We start from the raw sequence: 17,631 nt of genomic DNA, 5'->3' as shown, positions 1-17,631 counted from the left end.
GCGGGTGATCCGACCCGCGGCGCACCACCACCCGGTCAAGGCAGCGGCATCTGCCCCATGATCGCGCGCACGATGGCTGTCGGCACCGCGCCTCAGTCCGACGCATCCCCGCCCGCAAGGGCCTGTCGCGTCACGCGCATCCGGGGCAGCCAATGCCCGTCTGTTTCAATCTCGTCGAGATCGACCGCGCGGATGGGTCGCAGGTTTCCGGCCTCCGGCGGCACCGCAAGGCGCCCCATATCGATGGCCTTCATCTCACCCACCAGACCGGATCCTTCCGGCTCAAGATCGTAATAGACGCCATTCCACAGATCGATCCCGTATTCCCCGGACGGCTTCCACACAAAAAGAAAGTCATATTCGAGGTCCGTCACCTCTCCGGCAAGGCGGCGCGCAATTTCATAGGGGTAAGGCACGTGACACCACAGCGTGTCGGGGCCTTCCAGACATTTGAACGGCCGCATGGAGAGGAAGTAGTCGCCAAAACCGTCGCTGCCCATGGCGACCTGATACTGCGCACCGGACACCTCGATCGTGGCCACGGGCCACGCCGTATCGCTGCTGTCATGCAATGTCACCGCATAGGTCCCGTCCGCAAGTGCAGCCGCGCCGGAAGATGGTGGGGCGGCGGTTTCGGCATGCAGGCTCGTCCAGGGCGCCAGCCCTCCGATCAGGGCCACGGTGACCGAGACAATCCCTGCCGTCCGTCCGATGATCACGGTGTCGCGCCTCGCCTGCCCTGCACCCGGCGTGACCCTCTTGGCACGAAGACGCATGCCGCAGCGCGCGTTGGGCGCCATGACCGGGCGGGCGATCGCGGCTGCGGCCTGCACCGGCGCAGGGTTCCTGACATCGACCGGGACGGCCACCGTTGCGGGCGCGCCCGCGTCCGGGTCCAGCGCCGTCCCGCGCCGGAATATGGCATGGACCGCGCGGTGCAACGCGGCCCGCATGCTGTCGGATCGGCGCATAACAAGTCCTCCTCTGGTTGATTCCTTCACCAGAGAAGGCGGGTTGCGGGGCTGTCAATACACTTGTGGTCGTAAGACCTATTGCGCGTATCGCGCTGTCACACGCAGGTTTTACACTGAGCAGGAGAGGCGTTTTCCGTCATCGCACTCGCTTTGCCGAGCGCCCGGAATCGGAGCTTTTTCATGGGAGGACAGACATGAACAGATTTGTTGCAGCCGCCGTAATCGGCCTTCTCGGGGCCACGGGCGCCGTGGCCGAGGTCACGGAGGACATGCTCGCAAATGATGCAGAGATGACCAATCAGGTCGTCACCAACGGGATGGGCCGCCACTTGCAGCGCTACAGCCCGCTTGACACGCTCAACAAGGAGAATGTCGACAAGCTGGTGCCCGCATGGGCCTTCTCGCTTGGTGGGGAAAAGCAGCGCGGGCAGGAAACCCAGCCGCTGGTCTATGACGGCATCATGTATATCACCGGCTCCTATTCCCGGCTCTACGCCATCGACGTGAAGACCGGCAAGGAACTCTGGCAGTATGACGCGCGCCTTCCCGAAGGCATCCTGCCCTGCTGTGACGTGATCAACCGCGGTGCGGCGCTTTACGGCGACAAGGTGATCTTTGGCACGCTGGACGCGCGCATCGTGGCGCTCGACGCAAAGACCGGCGACGTGGTCTGGCGCGACAAGATCGACGATTACAAGGCGGGCTATTCCTACACGGCGGCGCCGCTGATCGTGAACGGGCTCGTCATCACCGGCAACTCGGGCGGTGAATTCGGCATCGTCGGCGCGGTTCAGGCGCGTGACGTGAACACCGGCGACCTGGTCTGGCACCGTCCGGTGATCGAGGGCCATATGGGCATGCTCAATGGCGAAGAGAGCACCATGACCGGCACGCTCAATGCCACGTGGCCGGGCGATATGTGGAAGACGGGCGGCGGCGCCACCTGGCTCGGCGGCTCTTATGACGCGCGCACGGACACGATCATCATGGGCACCGGCAACCCGGCCCCGTGGAACAGCCACCTGCGCGGTGCCGGCACGCCCTCCGAAGACGGCATGGGCGACAACCTCTATGCAGCCTCGCGCATCGGCCTCGATCCGGCGACCGGCGAGATCAAATGGCACTTCCAGACCACGCCGCGCGAAGGCTGGGACTATGACGGTGTCAACGAGGTTGTGGCGTTCGAGGACAGCGACGGCAACCAGCGTCTGGCAACCGCAGACCGCAACGGCTTTTTCTACGTGCTCGACGCGGCGGATGGCGGCTTTGTCGGCGGCTGGCCCTTCGTGAAGGACATCTCCTGGGCCAGCGGTCTCGATGAAAACGGGCGCCCGATCTATATCGAGGAAAACCGTCCGGGTGACCCGGCGGCGGCCAGCGATGGCAAGAAAGGCGATGTCGTCTTCTCGTCACCGGGCTTCCTTGGCGGCAAGAACTGGATGCCGATGGCGCACAGCCCCAAGACCGGCCTGTTCTACGTGCCCTCGAACGAATGGGGCATGGATATCTGGAACGAGCCGATCACCTACAAGAAGGGGGCGGCCTATCTCGGGTCCGGCTTCACGATCAAGCCGAATTACGAGGACCATATCGGCTCGCTCAAGGCGGTCGATCCTGCAACCGGCGAGTGGAAGTGGGAATACAAGAACGACGCGCCGCTCTGGGGTGGCGTGATGACAACCGCCGGCGGTCTGGTCTTCACCGGCACGCCCGAGGGTGAGTTCCTTGCGCTCGACGATGAGACCGGCGAGGTTCTGTGGTCCTTCCAGACCGGGTCCGGCATCGTCGGTCAGCCGATCACCTGGGAGCAGGATGGCGAACAGTTCGTCTCGATCATCTCCGGCTGGGGTGGCGCGGTGCCGCTCTGGGGCGGTGAGGTTGCCAAGAAGGTGAACTACCTCAACCAGGGTGGTCTTCTGTGGACCTTCCGTCTGCCCAAGGAACTGGCAGCGGCCGACTGAGGCGCGGCGCACGCCCCCCCTGGAGCGTCGATCCGGGGGGTGCGTGCAGGCGCACTTGGCCCCAGGCAGGCGCGGAGATCCCACGCTCCTCCCCTTGCCAGACCAGAGGGCCAGCCCGCTTGACCCCCGACCCGGCGCAGTATGACTGCGCCGGGTTTTTTGTATGCGTTGAGGGGATCTTCGGGCAGTGGACGGGACAGAGGCGCCCGTCTTGCGGCGCGCGCAGGGGCAAGCCGCATCGCACGGGGGGCTGTCTGCCCCCCGGACCCCCCGAGGATATTTCGAGCCCAAAGAAACCGGGTGGGGCGCGTTGAGGATCACACCGCGCGCGGCGCTGTCGGATCGGCGCGCGGGAGCGGGCGTTCCGTTCTGTGTATTGCCTGTTGGGTGGGTGCCGCCTTACTGGCGACGCAAGCGCGCGAGCGCCGCGTCCTCCAGGGCCCAGGCGGTGATGCCATCGCGGATCCCGGCGGCCATGCCCGCGCGCCACGCCGGATCGCGCAGGTTGCGCAGATCGTCGGCGCTGGACAGGAAGCCGAGTTCGATCAGCACCGAGGGAACATCGGCGGATTTCAGCACCGAGAACGCCGCCTTCCGCAACGGGCGCTTGTGCACATGGCCAAGTGCGTTGCGGATCCCATCGACGAGGTGCGCCGCAAGCGCGTCGGAACGCGGCGCGGTGTCCAGCCGCGCGATGTCCATAAGCACCTGCGCCACGCGATCGTCGGCGCCCGAGAGGTCTAGACCGGACAGCAGGGCGTCGCGTTCATGCCGTTCGGCCAGCGCCTGACTGGCGGCATCCGAGGCCTCTTCGGACAGCGTGTAAACCGTGGCCCCGTGGGCGCGGCCTTCGGCAATGGCATCCGCATGCAGGGACATGAACAGGTCCGCGCCGACCGATTGTGCGATCGCCACGCGCGCCTCGAGCGAGACGAAACGGTCATCGTTGCGCGTGAGGATCACCTCGTAGTCGCCTGACCGGCGCAGAACATCGCGCAGTTCGCGGGCAAATTGCAGCATCAGGTCGGCTTCGGTTGTCCCGTCGCGCTCGGCCCCGGGATCGATGCCACCATGGCCGGGATCAAGCACCACGATGGTCGGCCCGTCGGGATCGCGGCTTGGCGCCATGACAGGCGCGCGGCGCTGCAGCGGCCAGCTCTGCGTGTCGGGCAAACCGGACGCGGCGGCAAAAGCCTCCGGATCCGTCGCCTCGAGGCGGATGCTCAGCGCCGCGCTGCCCAGAGACGGGTCGACCGACAGCCCGGCGCGCGCAACCGCGAGCGGCTCTGTCAGCCCCATCACGAGACGCGACCAGCCCGGCTGATACGGCCCCATGCGCAGCCCCTCGACCCGGCGCGAGCGGTCGAATGTTCCCGCGTCGATCCCCGTCCAGTCCACTTCGCGGAAGTCGAGGACAAGCCGCATCGGATCATCCAGCGTGAACACGCGCCACGGCACCCCCTGCGACAGTGCCAGCTCGAGCACCACCGCGCCGTCGCGGTCGGACACCGCGCCTCCCGTGGCCCGGGCCAGCGCCGTTATGTCCTGTGCCGCCGCCGGGCCAAGCCCCAGCAAGACACTCGCAATGATTGTCAGAAGCCTGCGCATTTCCTCACCCCCGCCGCATACCGGCGTGTCTTTGCACCAGAATAGCAAAGCGCGCTCCCGGCACACAGCCCCATTTGCGCGATCTGTCGAAGAAACCTCACGCGGGCCGACCGCGCCGCGCTTTCGGGCAGAGCCACGCGTCCCGACGATCAGCCGGTCGTGGCGATATGCCCTTCTTCGGCCATGAACCGGGTCAGTCGCGCCAGCCCTTCCTCGATATCCGCCGTGGCCCGGGCATAGGAAAACCGCAGCGTGCCTGCGCCACGGACCGGGTCGAAATCGAGCCCCGGCGTGACCGCAACCCCGGCACGGTCCAGAATGCGCGCCGCAAAGGCCCGGCTGTCCGTGGTCAGGTGGCTGACATCCGCATAGACATAAAAGGCCCCGTCCGGTGGCGCGATCCGGTCGAAGCCGGCCCGCGGCAACCCTTCGATCATCAAGGCCCGATTGCGGGCGTAGACCGCCATGTTGGCCTTCAGCTCCTCTTCGGCATCCATCGCCGCAAGGGCCGTGACCTGCGCGGCATGGGGGGCACAGATGAACATGTTCTGCGCCAGCCGCTCGACCTGGCGGATATTGGCCTCGGGCAGCACGAGCCAACCGGCCCGCCAGCCCGTCATCGAGAAATATTTCGAAAACGAGTTGATCACGCAGACATCGTCGGAGATCTCCAGCGCGCTCACCGCCCGGCGGTCGTATTCGATGCCGTGATAGATCTCGTCAGACAGGAAGGCCGCCCCTGCCCCATGCGCTGCGTCGATCAGCGCGCCCAAGGCCGCGCGATCCAGCATCGTTCCGGTGGGATTCGCGGGGCTCGCGATCATCACCCCGTCATAGGCGCGCCCGGAAAGATCCTCTGGCACCAGCTGGTAGCGGTTTTCTGCCGAGGTCTCGATCTCCAGCACGTCGAGATCCAGCGCGCGCAGGATCTGGCGATAGGACGGGTAGCCCGGCGCACCGAGCGCCACGGTTTGCCCGGCATCAAACAGCGCCGTGAAGGCCAGGATGAACCCGCCCGAAGACCCCGGCGTGATCACGACGCGCGCCGGGTCCAGATCCACATTATACCAATCGCCATAGAGCCTTGCGATGCGTTTGCGCAGCGCCGGAAGGCCAAGCGCCACGGTATAGCCAAGCGCATCATCGGCCATCGCGCGGGCCAACGCATCGCGCGCCGCAGCAGGCGCCGGTGTGCCTGGCTGGCCCACCTCCATGTGAATGATGTGCCGCCCGGCATCCTCCGCCGCGCGGGCGGCCTCCATCACGTCCATCACGATAAAGGGATCAACCGCGCCACGCCTTGAATTCCGCATCCTCGCCTCTCTACTCTGGCATGGGCGAGGCAGCCCGAAGGCCGGGCCCGGCCCGCTGCCTGCCGATGGTATGTCCGGGATTAGAGGTCCCGCAAGGGAGACGTCAATGACCCGCCTGTCGCTTTTGTTGCTCAGCGCTTTGCTGGCCTTCGCCCCCGCCGTATCGGCCCGGACCCAGACCACCCTGCTGCGCGACGCCGATATCGAATACAGCCTGCGCCAACTGGCCAAGCCGATCCTGACCGCCGCGGGGCTCAACGCGTCGCGCATCCGGATCCTTCTGGTCGATGACAGCTCGCTCAATGCCTTTATCGTCGACAACAGCCATATCTTCATCCATTCCGGCCTGATGATGAAACTCGACACGCCCGCGCAGCTGCAGGCGGTGATCGCGCATGAGGCCGCCCATATCGCCAATGGGCATATCTCGCGCCGTCTCGGCAATCTCAGCGCGGCGCGCAACGCCGCGGCGCTTGGCACGTTGCTCGGGGTGATGGCTGGCGCTGCCGCGCGCGACGGGCGCGCCGGTCTGGCCATTGCGGCGGGTTCGTCCAACAGCGCCATGCGGTTGTTCCTGTCGCATACCCGCGCAGAGGAAGCCTCCGCCGACATCAGCTCCGCGCGCTACCTGCGCCGGGCCGGGGTGGACCTCAACGGCGCGGTGGAGGTCATGCGCATCTTCCGCGGCCAAGAGCTTCTGCGCGAGAATCGGCAGGACCCCTATGTGCGCACCCATCCGCTGAGCCGCGACCGGCTGCGCGCCCTCGAAGGGCTGGCCGCGAGCCAGCCGGCCGCCAAGCCGGATCCGGCGGCGCAATATTGGTTCGCCCGCGCGCGCGGCAAGCTGACCGGGTTCCAGCGTGCTCCGAACTGGACCTTGCGGCGCGCCGGCAACGCCTATTCGCAGGATATCGGCTTTATGCGGCAAGCCGCCGCCTATCACCGCCAGTCCAACCGGCAAAAGGCAGTGGCCAGCATCGACCGCGCCATCGCACTGCGTCCGCGCGATCCGTTCTACCTCGAACTCAAGGGGCAGATCCTGCTGGAGTCGCGCCAATTCGATGCCGCCGTGCAGGTCTATCGTCAGGCCGCAAGCCTCGCCCCGCGCGAGCCGCTGATCCTCGGGGGGCTGGGGCGCGCCTATCTCGCCGCCGGCAATCCGCGTGAGGCGCTCAAGGCGCTCGAAGCCGCCCGAGGAAGGGATTTTTCCGATGCGCGGGTGCTGCGTGATCTCAGCGTCGCCTATGCCCGCACCGGCCAGAACGCCATGGCGTCGGTCGTGACCGCGGAGCGCTATGCGCTGCAAGGGCGCCTCAAGGATGCCGAGGTGCATGCGCGGCGGGCATTGGGTCAATTGCCGCGTGGCTCCGGCCCGTGGCAACGCGCGCAGGATGTGCTAGGAGCAGCAGAGCGCGCAGCACGGCGCCGCTGAAGATTTCAAGGAGCATGGAACACGACATGGACGACAAGACATTGCCTTTGGTGGTTGGCGGCGGCACCGCCGTGCTGGCCGTGGTCGCAGCCATCAGCGCATTGAGCGACCGCCCGGAGCCCGCTGCCCCGGTCGTCGCTGTGGCCGAGATGGCCGAAACAGTGGCTGACACCACCGATGCGGTGGCCGAAGATGGCACCGAAGCGGTGGCCGACGCGGTTGAAGCCGCCGTCGACACGGTCGCCGAAACGGCCGAAGAGGCCGTCGAGGCGGTGGTTGAGGCGGTCACGCCGGAGGCCGATACAGATCCGGAGACCGATGCGGACGCGGGCGACGCTGTGGCCAGCGTCGATGTGGACGTGGTCGAGGAAGACGAGACGGCGGAGGCGGACACCACCGCCGAGACCACCGGTTTCGACTTCGCCGCGATGACCCCGGAGCAGGCTGATGCGTTCGGCGAGCAGGTGCGCAGCTATCTGCTCGCCAATCCCGGCGTGCTTCAGGAAATGGTCACCCGGCTCGAAGAGCAGCAAGCCGCTGCCCAGAGCCAGAATGACCGTGCGCTTGTCGCCATGCATGCGGGCGCGCTCTACGATGACGGGTTCTCCGCGGTCAGCGGCAATCCCGATGGTGACGTGACGATCGTGGAATTTGTCGATTACCGCTGCGGGTTTTGCCGCCGGGCTGCCCCCGAAGTGGCGCAACTGGTGGAAGGCGATGGCGATATCCGGCTGATCACAAAGGAATTCCCGATCCTCGGGGAAGCCTCGCTGGTCTCGTCGCAATTTGCCATTGCCACGCTGATCACCCAGGGAACCGAGGCCTATAAGGCCATGCATGACGGGTTGATCGCGCTGGAGGGCGACCCGACCGAAGCGGCCCTGAGCCGTCTCGCGTCGACGCTCGGTCTCGACGTGGATGCGATTTTCGAGGAAATGGACAGCGACGAGGTGATGCGCCGCATCGCCGAAACCCGCGCGCTTGCCCAGGCGCTCCAGATCACCGGCACCCCGACCTTCGTCTTTGGCGAACAGATGGTGCGGGGCTACGCGCCGCTGGATGCCATGCAGGAGATCGTGGCCGAGGTGCGCGCGGCGCAGTAAGCCGCGCATCCGCTTGCGCATTTGCCAAAGGGCGCGCTTTCCGCGCGCCCTTTCTCGGCCTGTCATTGTTCATGCGAAGCGGCGAAGCCGCCGCCCCCAGAAAAGCGCAATCCCGAAACCCTTTTGCAAGTCAGGCACAGGCGGCGCGCACTGCCTGAGTGGCCACCGAAACGCGCGACATCGCCCTTGAGGCAACGGGGTCACCTGAGGAGCCACCGGCACGCGCAGTATCGCCCTTGAGGCAACGGGTCCGACAGATACGGCACAACGCCCCCGTTTCGACAAAGACGCGCGCGTCACGGCACGACGTAAGCGTTACGGCGCCGCGCCCGCGCGACGGGACTTGACCTTGACGCTCGCACAAATGCCGCCGGGTATGCGGCCCACGCAGATGCCGCAGGGCACGAGTCCTGCGTTGCGGCGGCGTTCCAGTATCCCGCTGGCCACGGCTGGGCAAGGGTCCGGCCTTGCTGCCGCCAGCCAAGCGCCCTGCCTGCCGCCGCCGGGCACGCGTTCCGCGTTACTGCGCCGCCATCCCGTCTTCTTCGGCGTTTTCCGCTTCCAGCGCGGCGGCCTTCTTCTCGACCTCTTCGATGATGTGCTCGATCATCTGGTCATTGGACATCTTGTGGCTGGCCTTTCCCGCGAGATACACCATGCCGGACCCCGCGCCGCCGCCGGTGAAACCCACATCGGTCATCAACGCCTCACCGGGGCCGTTGACCACGCAGCCAATGATCGACAGGCTCATCGGCGTCTTGATGTGCTCCAACCGTTCCTCAAGAATTTCGACTGTCTTGATCACGTCGAACCCCTGGCGCGCGCAGGACGGGCAGGAAATGATGTTCACCCCGCGATGCCGCAGTCCGAGGCTCTTGAGGATCTCGTAGCCAACGCGCACTTCCTCGACCGGGTCTGCGGAGAGTGACACACGGATCGTGTCGCCGATGCCCATCCAGAGCAGGTTGCCAAGACCAATGGCCGATTTCACCGTGCCCGCATTGAGCGATCCCGCCTCGGTGATCCCCAGATGGATCGGCGCATCCGTCGCGTCGGCCAGCGCCATATAGGCTGCCTGCGCCAGGAACACGTCCGACGCCTTGCAGGAGATCTTGAACTCGTGAAAATCGTTGTCCTGAAGGATCTTGATATGGTCCAGCCCGCTTTCGACCATCGCGTCGGGACAGGGTTCGCCGTATTTTTCAAGAAGGTCCTTTTCCAGCGACCCGGCATTCACCCCGATGCGGATCGAACAATTGTGGTCGCGCGCGGCCTTGATCACCTCACGCACGCGCTCTTCGGAGCCGATATTGCCCGGATTGATCCGAAGGCAGGCCGCCCCCGCCTCTGCCGCTTCGATCCCGCGCTTGTAGTGGAAATGGATATCCGCAACGATGGGAACCGGGCTTTCCTTGACAATCTCCTTGAGCGCGCGGCTGCTGTCCTCGTCAGGCACCGAGACACGCACGATATCGGCCCCTGCCTCTGCGCTGCGCTGGATCTGATCGATGGTGCCCGCGATGTCCGTCGTCACCGTGTTGGTCATGGTCTGCACCGAGATCGGCGCATCGCCGCCCACCGGCACCGAACCAACCATGATCTGGCGGGACACGCGCCTGTCGATATTGCGCCAGGGGCGGATGGGATTGTGACTCATGGGGGAACGTCCGTTCTTGCTCGTCATCGGGTGGCTGTCGCGCATGGCGCCGGCCCGCTTGCACGCGCCGCACGCCAAGCGTGGCATGATCCATGCTTAGCGCGTGCCGTGCGGCTCATCAATGATGGAAGCCAACGCGCGGGCGCTACTGATTGCCGCCGCCGGTCAGGACCTGCTGGCTCAATTCCGCGACCATGCGGGCCAGGTCCGGCTCGCTGGTCAGGTCCGCGACGGCCAGGCGCGCGCGCACATTCTCGGCCGAGGCCTTCAGGTCGCGGCCAAACTGGCCACGCTCGCCGTAGGGGCCATAGGTCTGCCCGCCAACCAGGAAATACACCGCGCCGGCATCGCCGGTGAAGATATCCGGCGGCACCTCGGTTTGCGGCAGGGTGATCGTATCGCCCGGCAACATGGTTTCGGCATAAAGCTTCGTGCCGGAGGCGGCGGTCACTTCGATCCACGCCTCGTGCTTGGCCACGATGGTCACACCCGGCAGAGCCTCTGCCAGCACGCGCGGCTGCGGGATCGGCTGACGCAGCGGTTGCACCGGCTGCACGGGCTGGAGCGGCAGGATATCGCCCTCGGCGCGCTGCGCAAAAGGCGCCACCGGCTCGACCCGCTGCTGCACGGGCTGGACGGGCTGCACTTGTGGAAGCGGCGCGATCACCGGGCGGGTCGCCTCTTCGGCGGCCGCAATTTGAAGCGCCTCGGCCTCGCGCGTGGCACGGAGCGCCTCGCCAATGGCGGCAACCGCGGGGCTGCGCGGCTCCGGGCGCAACGCCGAGTCGATGCCCGAAGCGGTCTCGGTCAAGGCAAGCTCGGCGAAGCTCAGCGGTCGCGGCTCTGGCTCGACCGGCGCGCGTTCCGCGATCACAGGCGTTTCAAAGGCCCGCAACTGCGGTTGCGGAACCGCCCGGTCCCGTCCCGCTTGTGCGAGGAACGGCGTCTCCGGGACCGCTTCGGCAACCTGCACCACAGGGGCCGGGGCTGCCGGGCGAATGTCTAGCTCCGCCAGGACGCGTCCGAGATCCCGATCTGCGTCGAGATCCGCAAGCGCATATCGCTCCGAGATGGCCTCCGCGCTCAACGCGATGCCGTTGGTCACCTGCCCGCGTGCCCCCGAAGGGCCAAAAGTCTGGCCATTGACCGCAAAATAGACCGAGCCGCTTTCGCCCACCCGGATGACGGGCCCATTGGCATCCTGCGGCACGGCGAAGGTATCGCCCGCATTCATCACGCCGGTATAGAGCACCCGGCCAGCCTCATCGCTGACCCGCACCCAGGCCGGGCGCGCAGCCACGACGGTGACCCCGGCATGGACCGGTGTTGCCGCGGTGAGCCGGTCCGACGGTCGGTCCGTCAACTCGGCCACAAGCGCCGCGGCGGCGTTGGCGCTGTCCTGAAACTCCGGAGGGCGCGTGTCGCCCACACGCGCGAAAAGCCCGACGCTGTCCGGGTCAAGCGTGGAAATCGGCCCGTCCCGCGAGGTCAGCACCGGCACGTCAAGCGCCTCGGGGCGGTATAGCCGGTCGAAGCCCCCATTGGCCGGGGGCGAAAACAAGCCCGCCACGCGGCTTTGGTCTGCATCGGGTTCGGTCTGCTCCGGCGCGCCCGCGGCATCCAGCGGATCAAGCTCGCTCAGGACGAGCGGGGTCTGTTCAACCGGCGCCACCTGCACGCGCTGCACCTCCTGCAACACCGCATAGCCGCCGTAGCCAATGCCCCCGATCAACGCCAAGAGCACCAGCGTCGAGCCGATGGCCCCCGGTTCGATGCGCGAGAACACGCTGTCGGATGTGGGTGAGAATGGCAGTGCCGGCTCGGCAAAGGGATCGCGCGCCCGTAAAGCCGGCCCGCCCTGATCGCCCCGACCGGACTTGCGGATGGTCGAGGCCTTCTCGGACATGCCATGTGCCACCGTGAAGCCGCTTTCGGCGCAAAACGCCGCAAAGGTCTCCTCGGGGTCCATGTTGAGATAGCGCGCATAAGATCGCACATATCCGGCGATGAAACCGGGCGTGTCAAAGGCAGAGGGGTCACAGTTCTCGATGGCGGCGATGTAACTCGCCTTGATCCGAAGCTCGCGTTGCACGTCCAGCAGGCTCTTGCCCAGCGTGGCGCGCTCGCCGCGCATGACGTCGCCCAACTTCATCACGAAGTCGTCAAAACCCTGCGGAGCGATAACCTCGCCCGCATCCTTCGTGTGATCTTGGGATTTGCGCCCAATCATGTCGCCTGCCCCGCCATGTCGCTCTACGTCCTGCGCCTGCCCATCAGAAACCCTTTCGAATCAAGATTCGTGGGCGTCTTGTTAAGGCTATCGTAGCATAAACCAAGCCATTTGACAGGCGTAGACTGGATCAGGCGGAAAGTTCGGCACGATTCAGCGCACAATGGCTCCAAAGTTCATCCATTGCATGAACAAGCGCGTCCATTTCCTTCGGCCCGTGAACCGGCGACGGCGTGAAGCGCAGCCGCTCCGTTCCGCGCGGCACAGTGGGGAAATTGATCGGCTGCACATAGATGCCATAGCCATCGAGCAGCATGTCGCTGAGCTGCTTCGTATGCACCGGATCCCCGACGATCACCGGGACGATGTGGCTGCCGTGATCGATGATCGGCAGGCCGAGCCCCTTGAGACGGGTCTTGAGGATCCGCGCCTGCACCTGGTGCTGCTCACGCAGTTCGGGCGCCCGCTTGAGATAGGCGACCGAGGCCGCGGCCCCGGCGGCCACTGCCGGCGGAAGCGATGTCGTAAAGATGAAGCCCGGAGCGTAAGACCTTATCGCGTCACACATTTTCGCCGATGCTGCGATATATCCGCCCATCACGCCGTAAGCCTTGGCCAGCGTGCCGTTGATGATGTCGATGCGATGCATGAGCCGGTCGCGTTCCGCAACCCCGGCCCCGCGCGGACCATACATGCCCACCGCGTGCACTTCGTCGATATAGGTCAGCGCGCCGAATTCATCGGCAAGGTCACAGATCGCCTCGATCGGGCCAAAATCGCCATCCATCGAGTAGATCGACTCGAACGCGATCAGTTTGGGCGCATCCGGGTCATCCGCAGCGAGCTTGGCGCGCAGATCGTCCAGATCGTTGTGCTTGAAAATGCGCTTCTCGCCACCGTTGCGGCGAATCCCCTCGATCATCGACGCGTGGTTCAGCGCATCGGAATAGATGATCAGCCCGGGAAACAGCTTCGGCAGCGTCGAGAGCGTGGCGTCATTCGCGATATAGGCCGATGTGAAAAGCAGGGCCGATTCCTTGCCGTGCAAATCGGCCAGCTCCGCTTCGAGCCGTTTGTGGAAGACCGTCGTGCCGGAAATGTTGCGCGTGCCGCCCGACCCTGCGCCGGTTGCATCAAGCGCTTCGTGCATCGCCTCAAGCACCACCGGGTTCTGGCCCATGCCCAGATAGTCATTGCCGCACCACACGGTGATTGGCTGTTCCGAGCCGTCATCCTTGCGCCACATGGCGTGCGGGAATTGCCCGTTGCGGCGCTCGATATCGATGAACGTGCGGTAACGCCCTTCCTCGTGCAGGCGGTTCAGGGCGGTGTCGAGCTGCGCAGTATAGTCCAAGGTCGTCTCCCATGCGGCCAGGCCGCTCCTACAGCCCTGTGCATTCAAGTTCGTGAATGGATATAGGGCGTATGCATCTTTGACAATCGTTTTGCCCCGGACGAACGGTCGCATCCTTGATCTGCATCAACATGGAGGCGTCCGCCCCGATGCACAGACCCGGGCGCGCGCCGTGTGCCACATGCGGCGGACATGGGCAATCACCCTGCCGCCCGGCCCGTCTGGACTGCCCGGGGCGCGGCCTGCCGGGATGTCGGACAAAGCCTGTCTCACCTCGCATCCCGCTCCCCCCATCCCCATGTCCGCCGGCACGGGCGTGGGCCCGCCCCGCGCATTGGCCCTCTCTCAGGCTCCCGGCATTCCGGAGCATGATGGGCGCCGCCGCCCCGCCCGCGATTGGCCTGTGGAAGCGGTGCTGATTGAACCCGCGCAAGTCGGGGCGGGGCCGGTCGCGCCAAGAACGCCAGACGCTGGCCCTCGGACGAACCGCTGCCGATGCCGGTGGCGCATGGGTCCACCGCACCACGTGTCGCTTCGTGCTCGCTGGTCGCTGCATCCTTGTCCTTTGTCGGCCAGTCTTGCCTTCACATGCAAAATACCGCATACGTTTGAAACATAACAAACCGATAAAAACCATGAGGATATCAGGCATGAAATCGATCTGCGCGATCGCACCACTGTTTTGCGCGCTGTGGGCTGGCGCCAACGCACTCAGCGCCGGACACGCCAACCCCTGGGCCGGCCCGGACGATGTGGTCAACGCCCGGTTTCACGACGCGAATCAAGCCCGCAGCATCGACACGCCCGGCGAAGACGAAATGCACGGCCATCAGGCCGGCAACGCGTCTGACATTCGCAGCATCCAAGGCCAAGGCACCGCGACCCGGCTTGGCGCGGCGGGCATGGGCCAATGAGCGCGCGACACGCGGGGGATGCGCCCGCCTTCCACTGCGGATCTCTCGACGAACCACGCCCGGTGTCCTGCGCGCTGCCGTCTGTGCCAGCCCGTGCGTCCCATTGCTCTGCCGCGCGGCGCTCTGGACAGTCGGCCCGGCCCTGCTAGGCTCCCGCAAGAACCTTGTCCATCAAGCCGGAGCTGTCATGTCTCTCGACCCCGTTCTCGACCGAATCGACGCCGATCTCGACGCCGCCCTCGACCGCCTTTTGGCGCTGTTGCGAATCCCGTCGATCTCCACAGATCCCGCCTACAAGGACGCGTGCCAGACCGCTGCGGAATGGCTGGCGGACGACCTCAAGAGCCTCGGGATTGACGCCGCCGTGCGCCCCACCACCGGGCACCCCATGGTGGTCGGCCATATCGACGGCCCCGGACCGCATGTGCTCTTTTACGGCCATTACGACGTGCAGCCTGTCGATCCGCTCGATCTCTGGGACCGCGATCCGTTTGACCCCGCCATCGAGGACACGCCGGACGGCAAGGTGATCCGTGCGCGCGGCAGTTCGGATGACAAGGGCCAGCTCATGACCTTTGTCGAAGCCTGCCGCGCGTGGAAAGCAGTGCATGGCAGCCTGCCCTGCAAGATCACCTTTTTCTTCGAAGGCGAGGAGGAATCCGGCTCCCCGTCGCTGATTCCCTTCCTCGAGGAGAATGCCGAAGAGCTCAAGGCCGACCTCGTTCTGATCTGCGACACCGGCCTGTTCGAAAGCCGGGTGCCCGCCATCGTCACGCGGCTGCGTGGTCTTCTCGGCGAAGAGATCACCCTCACCGGCCCGAACAAGGACCTGCATTCGGGCATGTTCGGCGGTGCGGCGATGAACCCGATCCGGGTGCTGTCGTCGATTCTCGCCAACCTGCACGGGCCGGATGGCACGATCCAGGTGCCGCATTTCTACGATGGCGTGCCCGAACTCGAGCCGCCGATCAAGGCGCAATGGGATGCGCTCGGCTTCGACCATGCGCGCTTCCTCGGCGATGTCGGTCTGTCGGACCCGGCGGGCGAATCCCAACACACCGCGCTCGAGATGATCTGGTCGCGTCCGACGGCCGAGATCAACGGCATCATCGGCGGCTATACCGGCGACGGGTTCAAGACGGTGCTGCCGTCCCAGGCCTCCGCCAAGATCAGCTTCCGCCTTGTCGGCCAGCAGGATCCGCATGAGATCCGCAAACATTTCCGCGCCTGGGTCGAGGCACAATTGCCGCCGGATGTCAGCGTGCGATTCGATGAACACGGCGCCTCGCCCGCGGGACAGATGGAGACCGACCACCCGGCCTTCGAAGCGGCGCGCGCGGTGCTCTCCGCGGAATGGGGCGAAGAGGCGGCCTTTACCGGATGCGGCGGATCGATTCCGATCGCGGGCTATTTCAAGACAATCCTCGGCATGGAGTCGATGCTGGTCGGCTGGGGCAAGGATGACGATCAGATCCACTCCCCGAATGAGAAATACGACCTCGAAAGCTTCCACAAGGGAACGCGGAGCTGGGCCCGCATACTCGACGCCATCGCGACCCGCTAGAGCCCCGCGCCAAAGAGCCATTGTTCCCGAACAGGCATCAATCGCCCTGTTTGGGACCATTGTTGCACAAAACATGAGCAAAATGCCCAAGAACCGTCATTTTCGCGGCGAAGCCCGGCCTGATTTGACCGCCACTTAGGGGGTATGAAACGCACGATCCGCAACCAGACCCGCCAGGATTTTGACCGCCGCGTTGGGCGTATCGACCCCGCATATATGCGGGGCACGCTCGTCAAACCCACCCCGCATCGCCCTCTGCCATCGCTTTGTCTGGGCTTTTTCTGGGCGTATCTGGTGGTCGTCGTGGCTCAGAACCGCACGGCGCTGGAAACCGCGCTCAGCCCGGCGCTGCGCGATGCGGTCCTGATGGCCGTGGCCGCGGCGCTTCTGGCATCCTTGACACTTTTTGCAACGCATCTCATCCGGATGTTTCTGCGCACGGGGTCTGCTCGCTCCAATTCGCGTGCGTTGCTCCTTGGTGTCGGTGTAGCGCTCGCCCTGACCCACATCCCCGAGGAAGTGCGCAGCGCTGCCTTCGCGATGCTGGGTCAGGACGCGCAGGCGATTTTGTTGTCGGCCGGATCCAACGTGGAGCGACACCTGCCCGGGGTTGACTTCTCTGCCGCGGTATCGGTCTCCTCCTGGGGGCTATGACCCATTTTTTCACGCCTGATGCGCTGCGCATTGCCTATGACGTTACGGGGTCCGGCCCGCCGGTCTTGTTGCTCCACGGCTTCCCGCAAAACCGGCATATGTGGACCCGCATTGCGCCTCAGATGGCCGCGAGCCACACCGCGGTGACCGCGGATCTGCGCGGATACGGCGACAGTGACAAACCCGATACGGTCGACGCCATGTCGTTCCGTTCCATGGGGCGTGACATGCTGGCGCTCATGGAACAGTTGGGCTTTGGGCGCTTTCATCTCGTGGGTCACGATCGCGGCGCCCGAACCGCGCATCGGATGGCGCTGGATGCTCCAGAGCGCGTGGCCAGCCTCACGCTCATGGATATCATTCCGACGCACCGTCTGCTTGCAGATCTCACAGCGTCCGTCGCCCGAAGCTACTATCACTGGTTCTTTCTTGCCCAACCGGCCCCCTTTCCCGAAACGCTCATCGCCCATGATCCCGACGCGTATTTCGAACGCTGCCTTCTGGGCTTCGGGAAGGCGACTCTGGCTGATTTCGACCCGGCCATGCTTGCGCGATATCGTACCCATTGGCGCAACCCGGCATGCATCCATGCCATGTGCAACGATTATCGCGCCGCGATCGACATAGACTTCGCCATGGACGCCGCCGATCTGGAACGCCGGATCTCCTGCCCCGCCCTTGTCGCCTACGGCGCAGAGGGTGCGATGGCGCAAGCGATGGATGTCGCGGCCACATGGCGTGACAGGCTCGACAACATGACGGCGCGGTCGATCTCCGGCGGGCACTTTTTCCCCGACCAATCCCCACAGGAAACGGTGGCCCAGCTCCGCGCCTTCTTGGCACCCTTGTCTCTTTGAGCCGCCGGTC

Annotated in this window: 13 protein-coding genes; 7 read left to right on the top strand and 6 right to left on the bottom strand. The window is 65.5% G+C overall.

Annotated features, from left to right (window positions below):
* Nucleotides 1-92 precede the first annotated feature (92 nt).
* A complete protein-coding gene (locus tag J1C49_RS04770; protein WP_227444664.1) occupies nt 93-971 on the bottom strand; it encodes a hypothetical protein in 879 nt (292 codons plus the stop codon).
* Between the two features lie 197 nt (nt 972-1,168).
* Between J1C49_RS04770 and J1C49_RS04765 the strand changes: the two genes are divergently transcribed.
* Nucleotides 1,169-2,935 carry a PQQ-dependent methanol/ethanol family dehydrogenase gene (locus J1C49_RS04765; protein WP_227444663.1) on the top strand — a complete coding sequence of 589 codons (1,767 nt, stop codon included), beginning with the start codon at nt 1,169-1,171 and terminating at the stop codon, nt 2,933-2,935.
* Nucleotides 2,936-3,334: 399 nt separating this feature from the next.
* Here J1C49_RS04765 and J1C49_RS04760 read toward each other — a convergent pair whose 3' ends face one another.
* Together J1C49_RS04760 and J1C49_RS04755 are read right to left on the bottom strand one after the other, a co-directional pair.
* Nucleotides 3,335-4,543 (bottom strand): N-acetylmuramoyl-L-alanine amidase, encoded by a 1,209-nt coding sequence (locus tag J1C49_RS04760; protein WP_227444662.1) that lies wholly within the window; start codon nt 4,541-4,543, stop codon nt 3,335-3,337.
* Nucleotides 4,544-4,692: 149 nt separating this feature from the next.
* Nucleotides 4,693-5,856, bottom strand: coding sequence for a pyridoxal phosphate-dependent aminotransferase (locus J1C49_RS04755; RefSeq protein ID WP_227444661.1), 1,164 nt, complete (start codon nt 5,854-5,856; stop codon nt 4,693-4,695).
* Nucleotides 5,857-5,962: 106 nt separating this feature from the next.
* Here J1C49_RS04755 and J1C49_RS04750 point away from each other — a divergent pair, with 106 nt between their 5' ends.
* Nucleotides 5,963-7,288 (top strand): M48 family metalloprotease, encoded by a 1,326-nt coding sequence (locus tag J1C49_RS04750; RefSeq protein WP_227444660.1) that lies wholly within the window; start codon nt 5,963-5,965, stop codon nt 7,286-7,288.
* A gap of 26 nt (nt 7,289-7,314) precedes the next feature.
* Complete coding sequence (locus J1C49_RS04745; RefSeq protein ID WP_227444659.1) at nt 7,315-8,391, top strand: DsbA family protein; 1,077 nt, start codon at nt 7,315-7,317, stop codon at nt 8,389-8,391.
* A gap of 520 nt (nt 8,392-8,911) precedes the next feature.
* Here the strand turns inward: J1C49_RS04745 and ispG are convergent.
* The 3 genes from ispG to hemA form a co-directional block, all read right to left on the bottom strand.
* On the bottom strand, nt 8,912-10,048 hold the full coding sequence (gene ispG / locus J1C49_RS04740) for a flavodoxin-dependent (E)-4-hydroxy-3-methylbut-2-enyl-diphosphate synthase (RefSeq protein WP_227444658.1): 1,137 nt from the start codon (nt 10,046-10,048) through the stop codon (nt 8,912-8,914).
* Nucleotides 10,049-10,193: 145 nt separating this feature from the next.
* Nucleotides 10,194-12,278, bottom strand: a complete 2,085-nt coding sequence (locus J1C49_RS04735) for a helix-turn-helix domain-containing protein (protein ID WP_227444657.1) — start codon at nt 12,276-12,278, stop codon at nt 10,194-10,196.
* 130 nt (nt 12,279-12,408) lie between these two features.
* On the bottom strand, nt 12,409-13,632 hold the full coding sequence (hemA, locus tag J1C49_RS04730; protein WP_227444656.1) for a 5-aminolevulinate synthase: 1,224 nt from the start codon (nt 13,630-13,632) through the stop codon (nt 12,409-12,411).
* Between the two features lie 650 nt (nt 13,633-14,282).
* On the opposite strand from hemA, the gene J1C49_RS04725 reads away from it, so the two are divergent.
* The 4 genes from J1C49_RS04725 (at nt 14,283) to J1C49_RS04710 (ending at nt 17,621) form a co-directional block, all read left to right on the top strand.
* Nucleotides 14,283-14,546 (top strand): hypothetical protein, encoded by a 264-nt coding sequence (locus J1C49_RS04725; protein ID WP_227444655.1) that lies wholly within the window; start codon nt 14,283-14,285, stop codon nt 14,544-14,546.
* Nucleotides 14,547-14,733: 187 nt separating this feature from the next.
* A complete protein-coding gene (locus J1C49_RS04720; RefSeq protein WP_227444654.1) occupies nt 14,734-16,110 on the top strand; it encodes a M20/M25/M40 family metallo-hydrolase in 1,377 nt (458 codons plus the stop codon).
* 144 nt (nt 16,111-16,254) lie between these two features.
* Entirely contained in the window at nt 16,255-16,764 is a 510-nt protein-coding gene (locus tag J1C49_RS04715) for a hypothetical protein (protein WP_227444653.1), read from the top strand.
* Nucleotides 16,761-17,621: an alpha/beta fold hydrolase gene (locus J1C49_RS04710; RefSeq protein ID WP_227444652.1), complete on the top strand. Its 861-nt coding sequence runs from the start codon at nt 16,761-16,763 to the stop codon at nt 17,619-17,621. Before J1C49_RS04715 ends, J1C49_RS04710 begins: the two co-directional genes overlap by 4 nt.
* Nucleotides 17,622-17,631 lie beyond the last annotated feature (10 nt).

This window comes from Cognatishimia sp. F0-27 (assembly GCF_020667845.1).
Taxonomy (GTDB): domain Bacteria; phylum Pseudomonadota; class Alphaproteobacteria; order Rhodobacterales; family Rhodobacteraceae; genus JAFMPQ01.
Note: the sequence above shows the minus strand (reverse complement) of the source record. Positions and strands in the feature narration are given on the sequence as shown.

Coding starts and splice junctions, on each gene's coding strand:
- J1C49_RS04770 (WP_227444664.1), bottom strand. CDS start 971: ATGCGCCGATCCGACAGCATGCGGGCCGCGTTGCACCGCGCGGTCCAT.
- J1C49_RS04765 (WP_227444663.1), top strand. CDS start 1,169: ATGAACAGATTTGTTGCAGCCGCCGTAATCGGCCTTCTCGGGGCCACG.
- J1C49_RS04760 (WP_227444662.1), bottom strand. CDS start 4,543: ATGCGCAGGCTTCTGACAATCATTGCGAGTGTCTTGCTGGGGCTTGGC.
- J1C49_RS04755 (WP_227444661.1), bottom strand. CDS start 5,856: ATGCGGAATTCAAGGCGTGGCGCGGTTGATCCCTTTATCGTGATGGAC.
- J1C49_RS04750 (WP_227444660.1), top strand. CDS start 5,963: ATGACCCGCCTGTCGCTTTTGTTGCTCAGCGCTTTGCTGGCCTTCGCC.
- J1C49_RS04745 (WP_227444659.1), top strand. CDS start 7,315: ATGGACGACAAGACATTGCCTTTGGTGGTTGGCGGCGGCACCGCCGTG.
- ispG (WP_227444658.1), bottom strand. CDS start 10,048: ATGAGTCACAATCCCATCCGCCCCTGGCGCAATATCGACAGGCGCGTG.
- J1C49_RS04735 (WP_227444657.1), bottom strand. CDS start 12,278: ATGATTGGGCGCAAATCCCAAGATCACACGAAGGATGCGGGCGAGGTT.
- J1C49_RS04725 (WP_227444655.1), top strand. CDS start 14,283: ATGAAATCGATCTGCGCGATCGCACCACTGTTTTGCGCGCTGTGGGCT.
- J1C49_RS04720 (WP_227444654.1), top strand. CDS start 14,734: ATGTCTCTCGACCCCGTTCTCGACCGAATCGACGCCGATCTCGACGCC.
- J1C49_RS04715 (WP_227444653.1), top strand. CDS start 16,255: ATGAAACGCACGATCCGCAACCAGACCCGCCAGGATTTTGACCGCCGC.
- J1C49_RS04710 (WP_227444652.1), top strand. CDS start 16,761: ATGACCCATTTTTTCACGCCTGATGCGCTGCGCATTGCCTATGACGTT.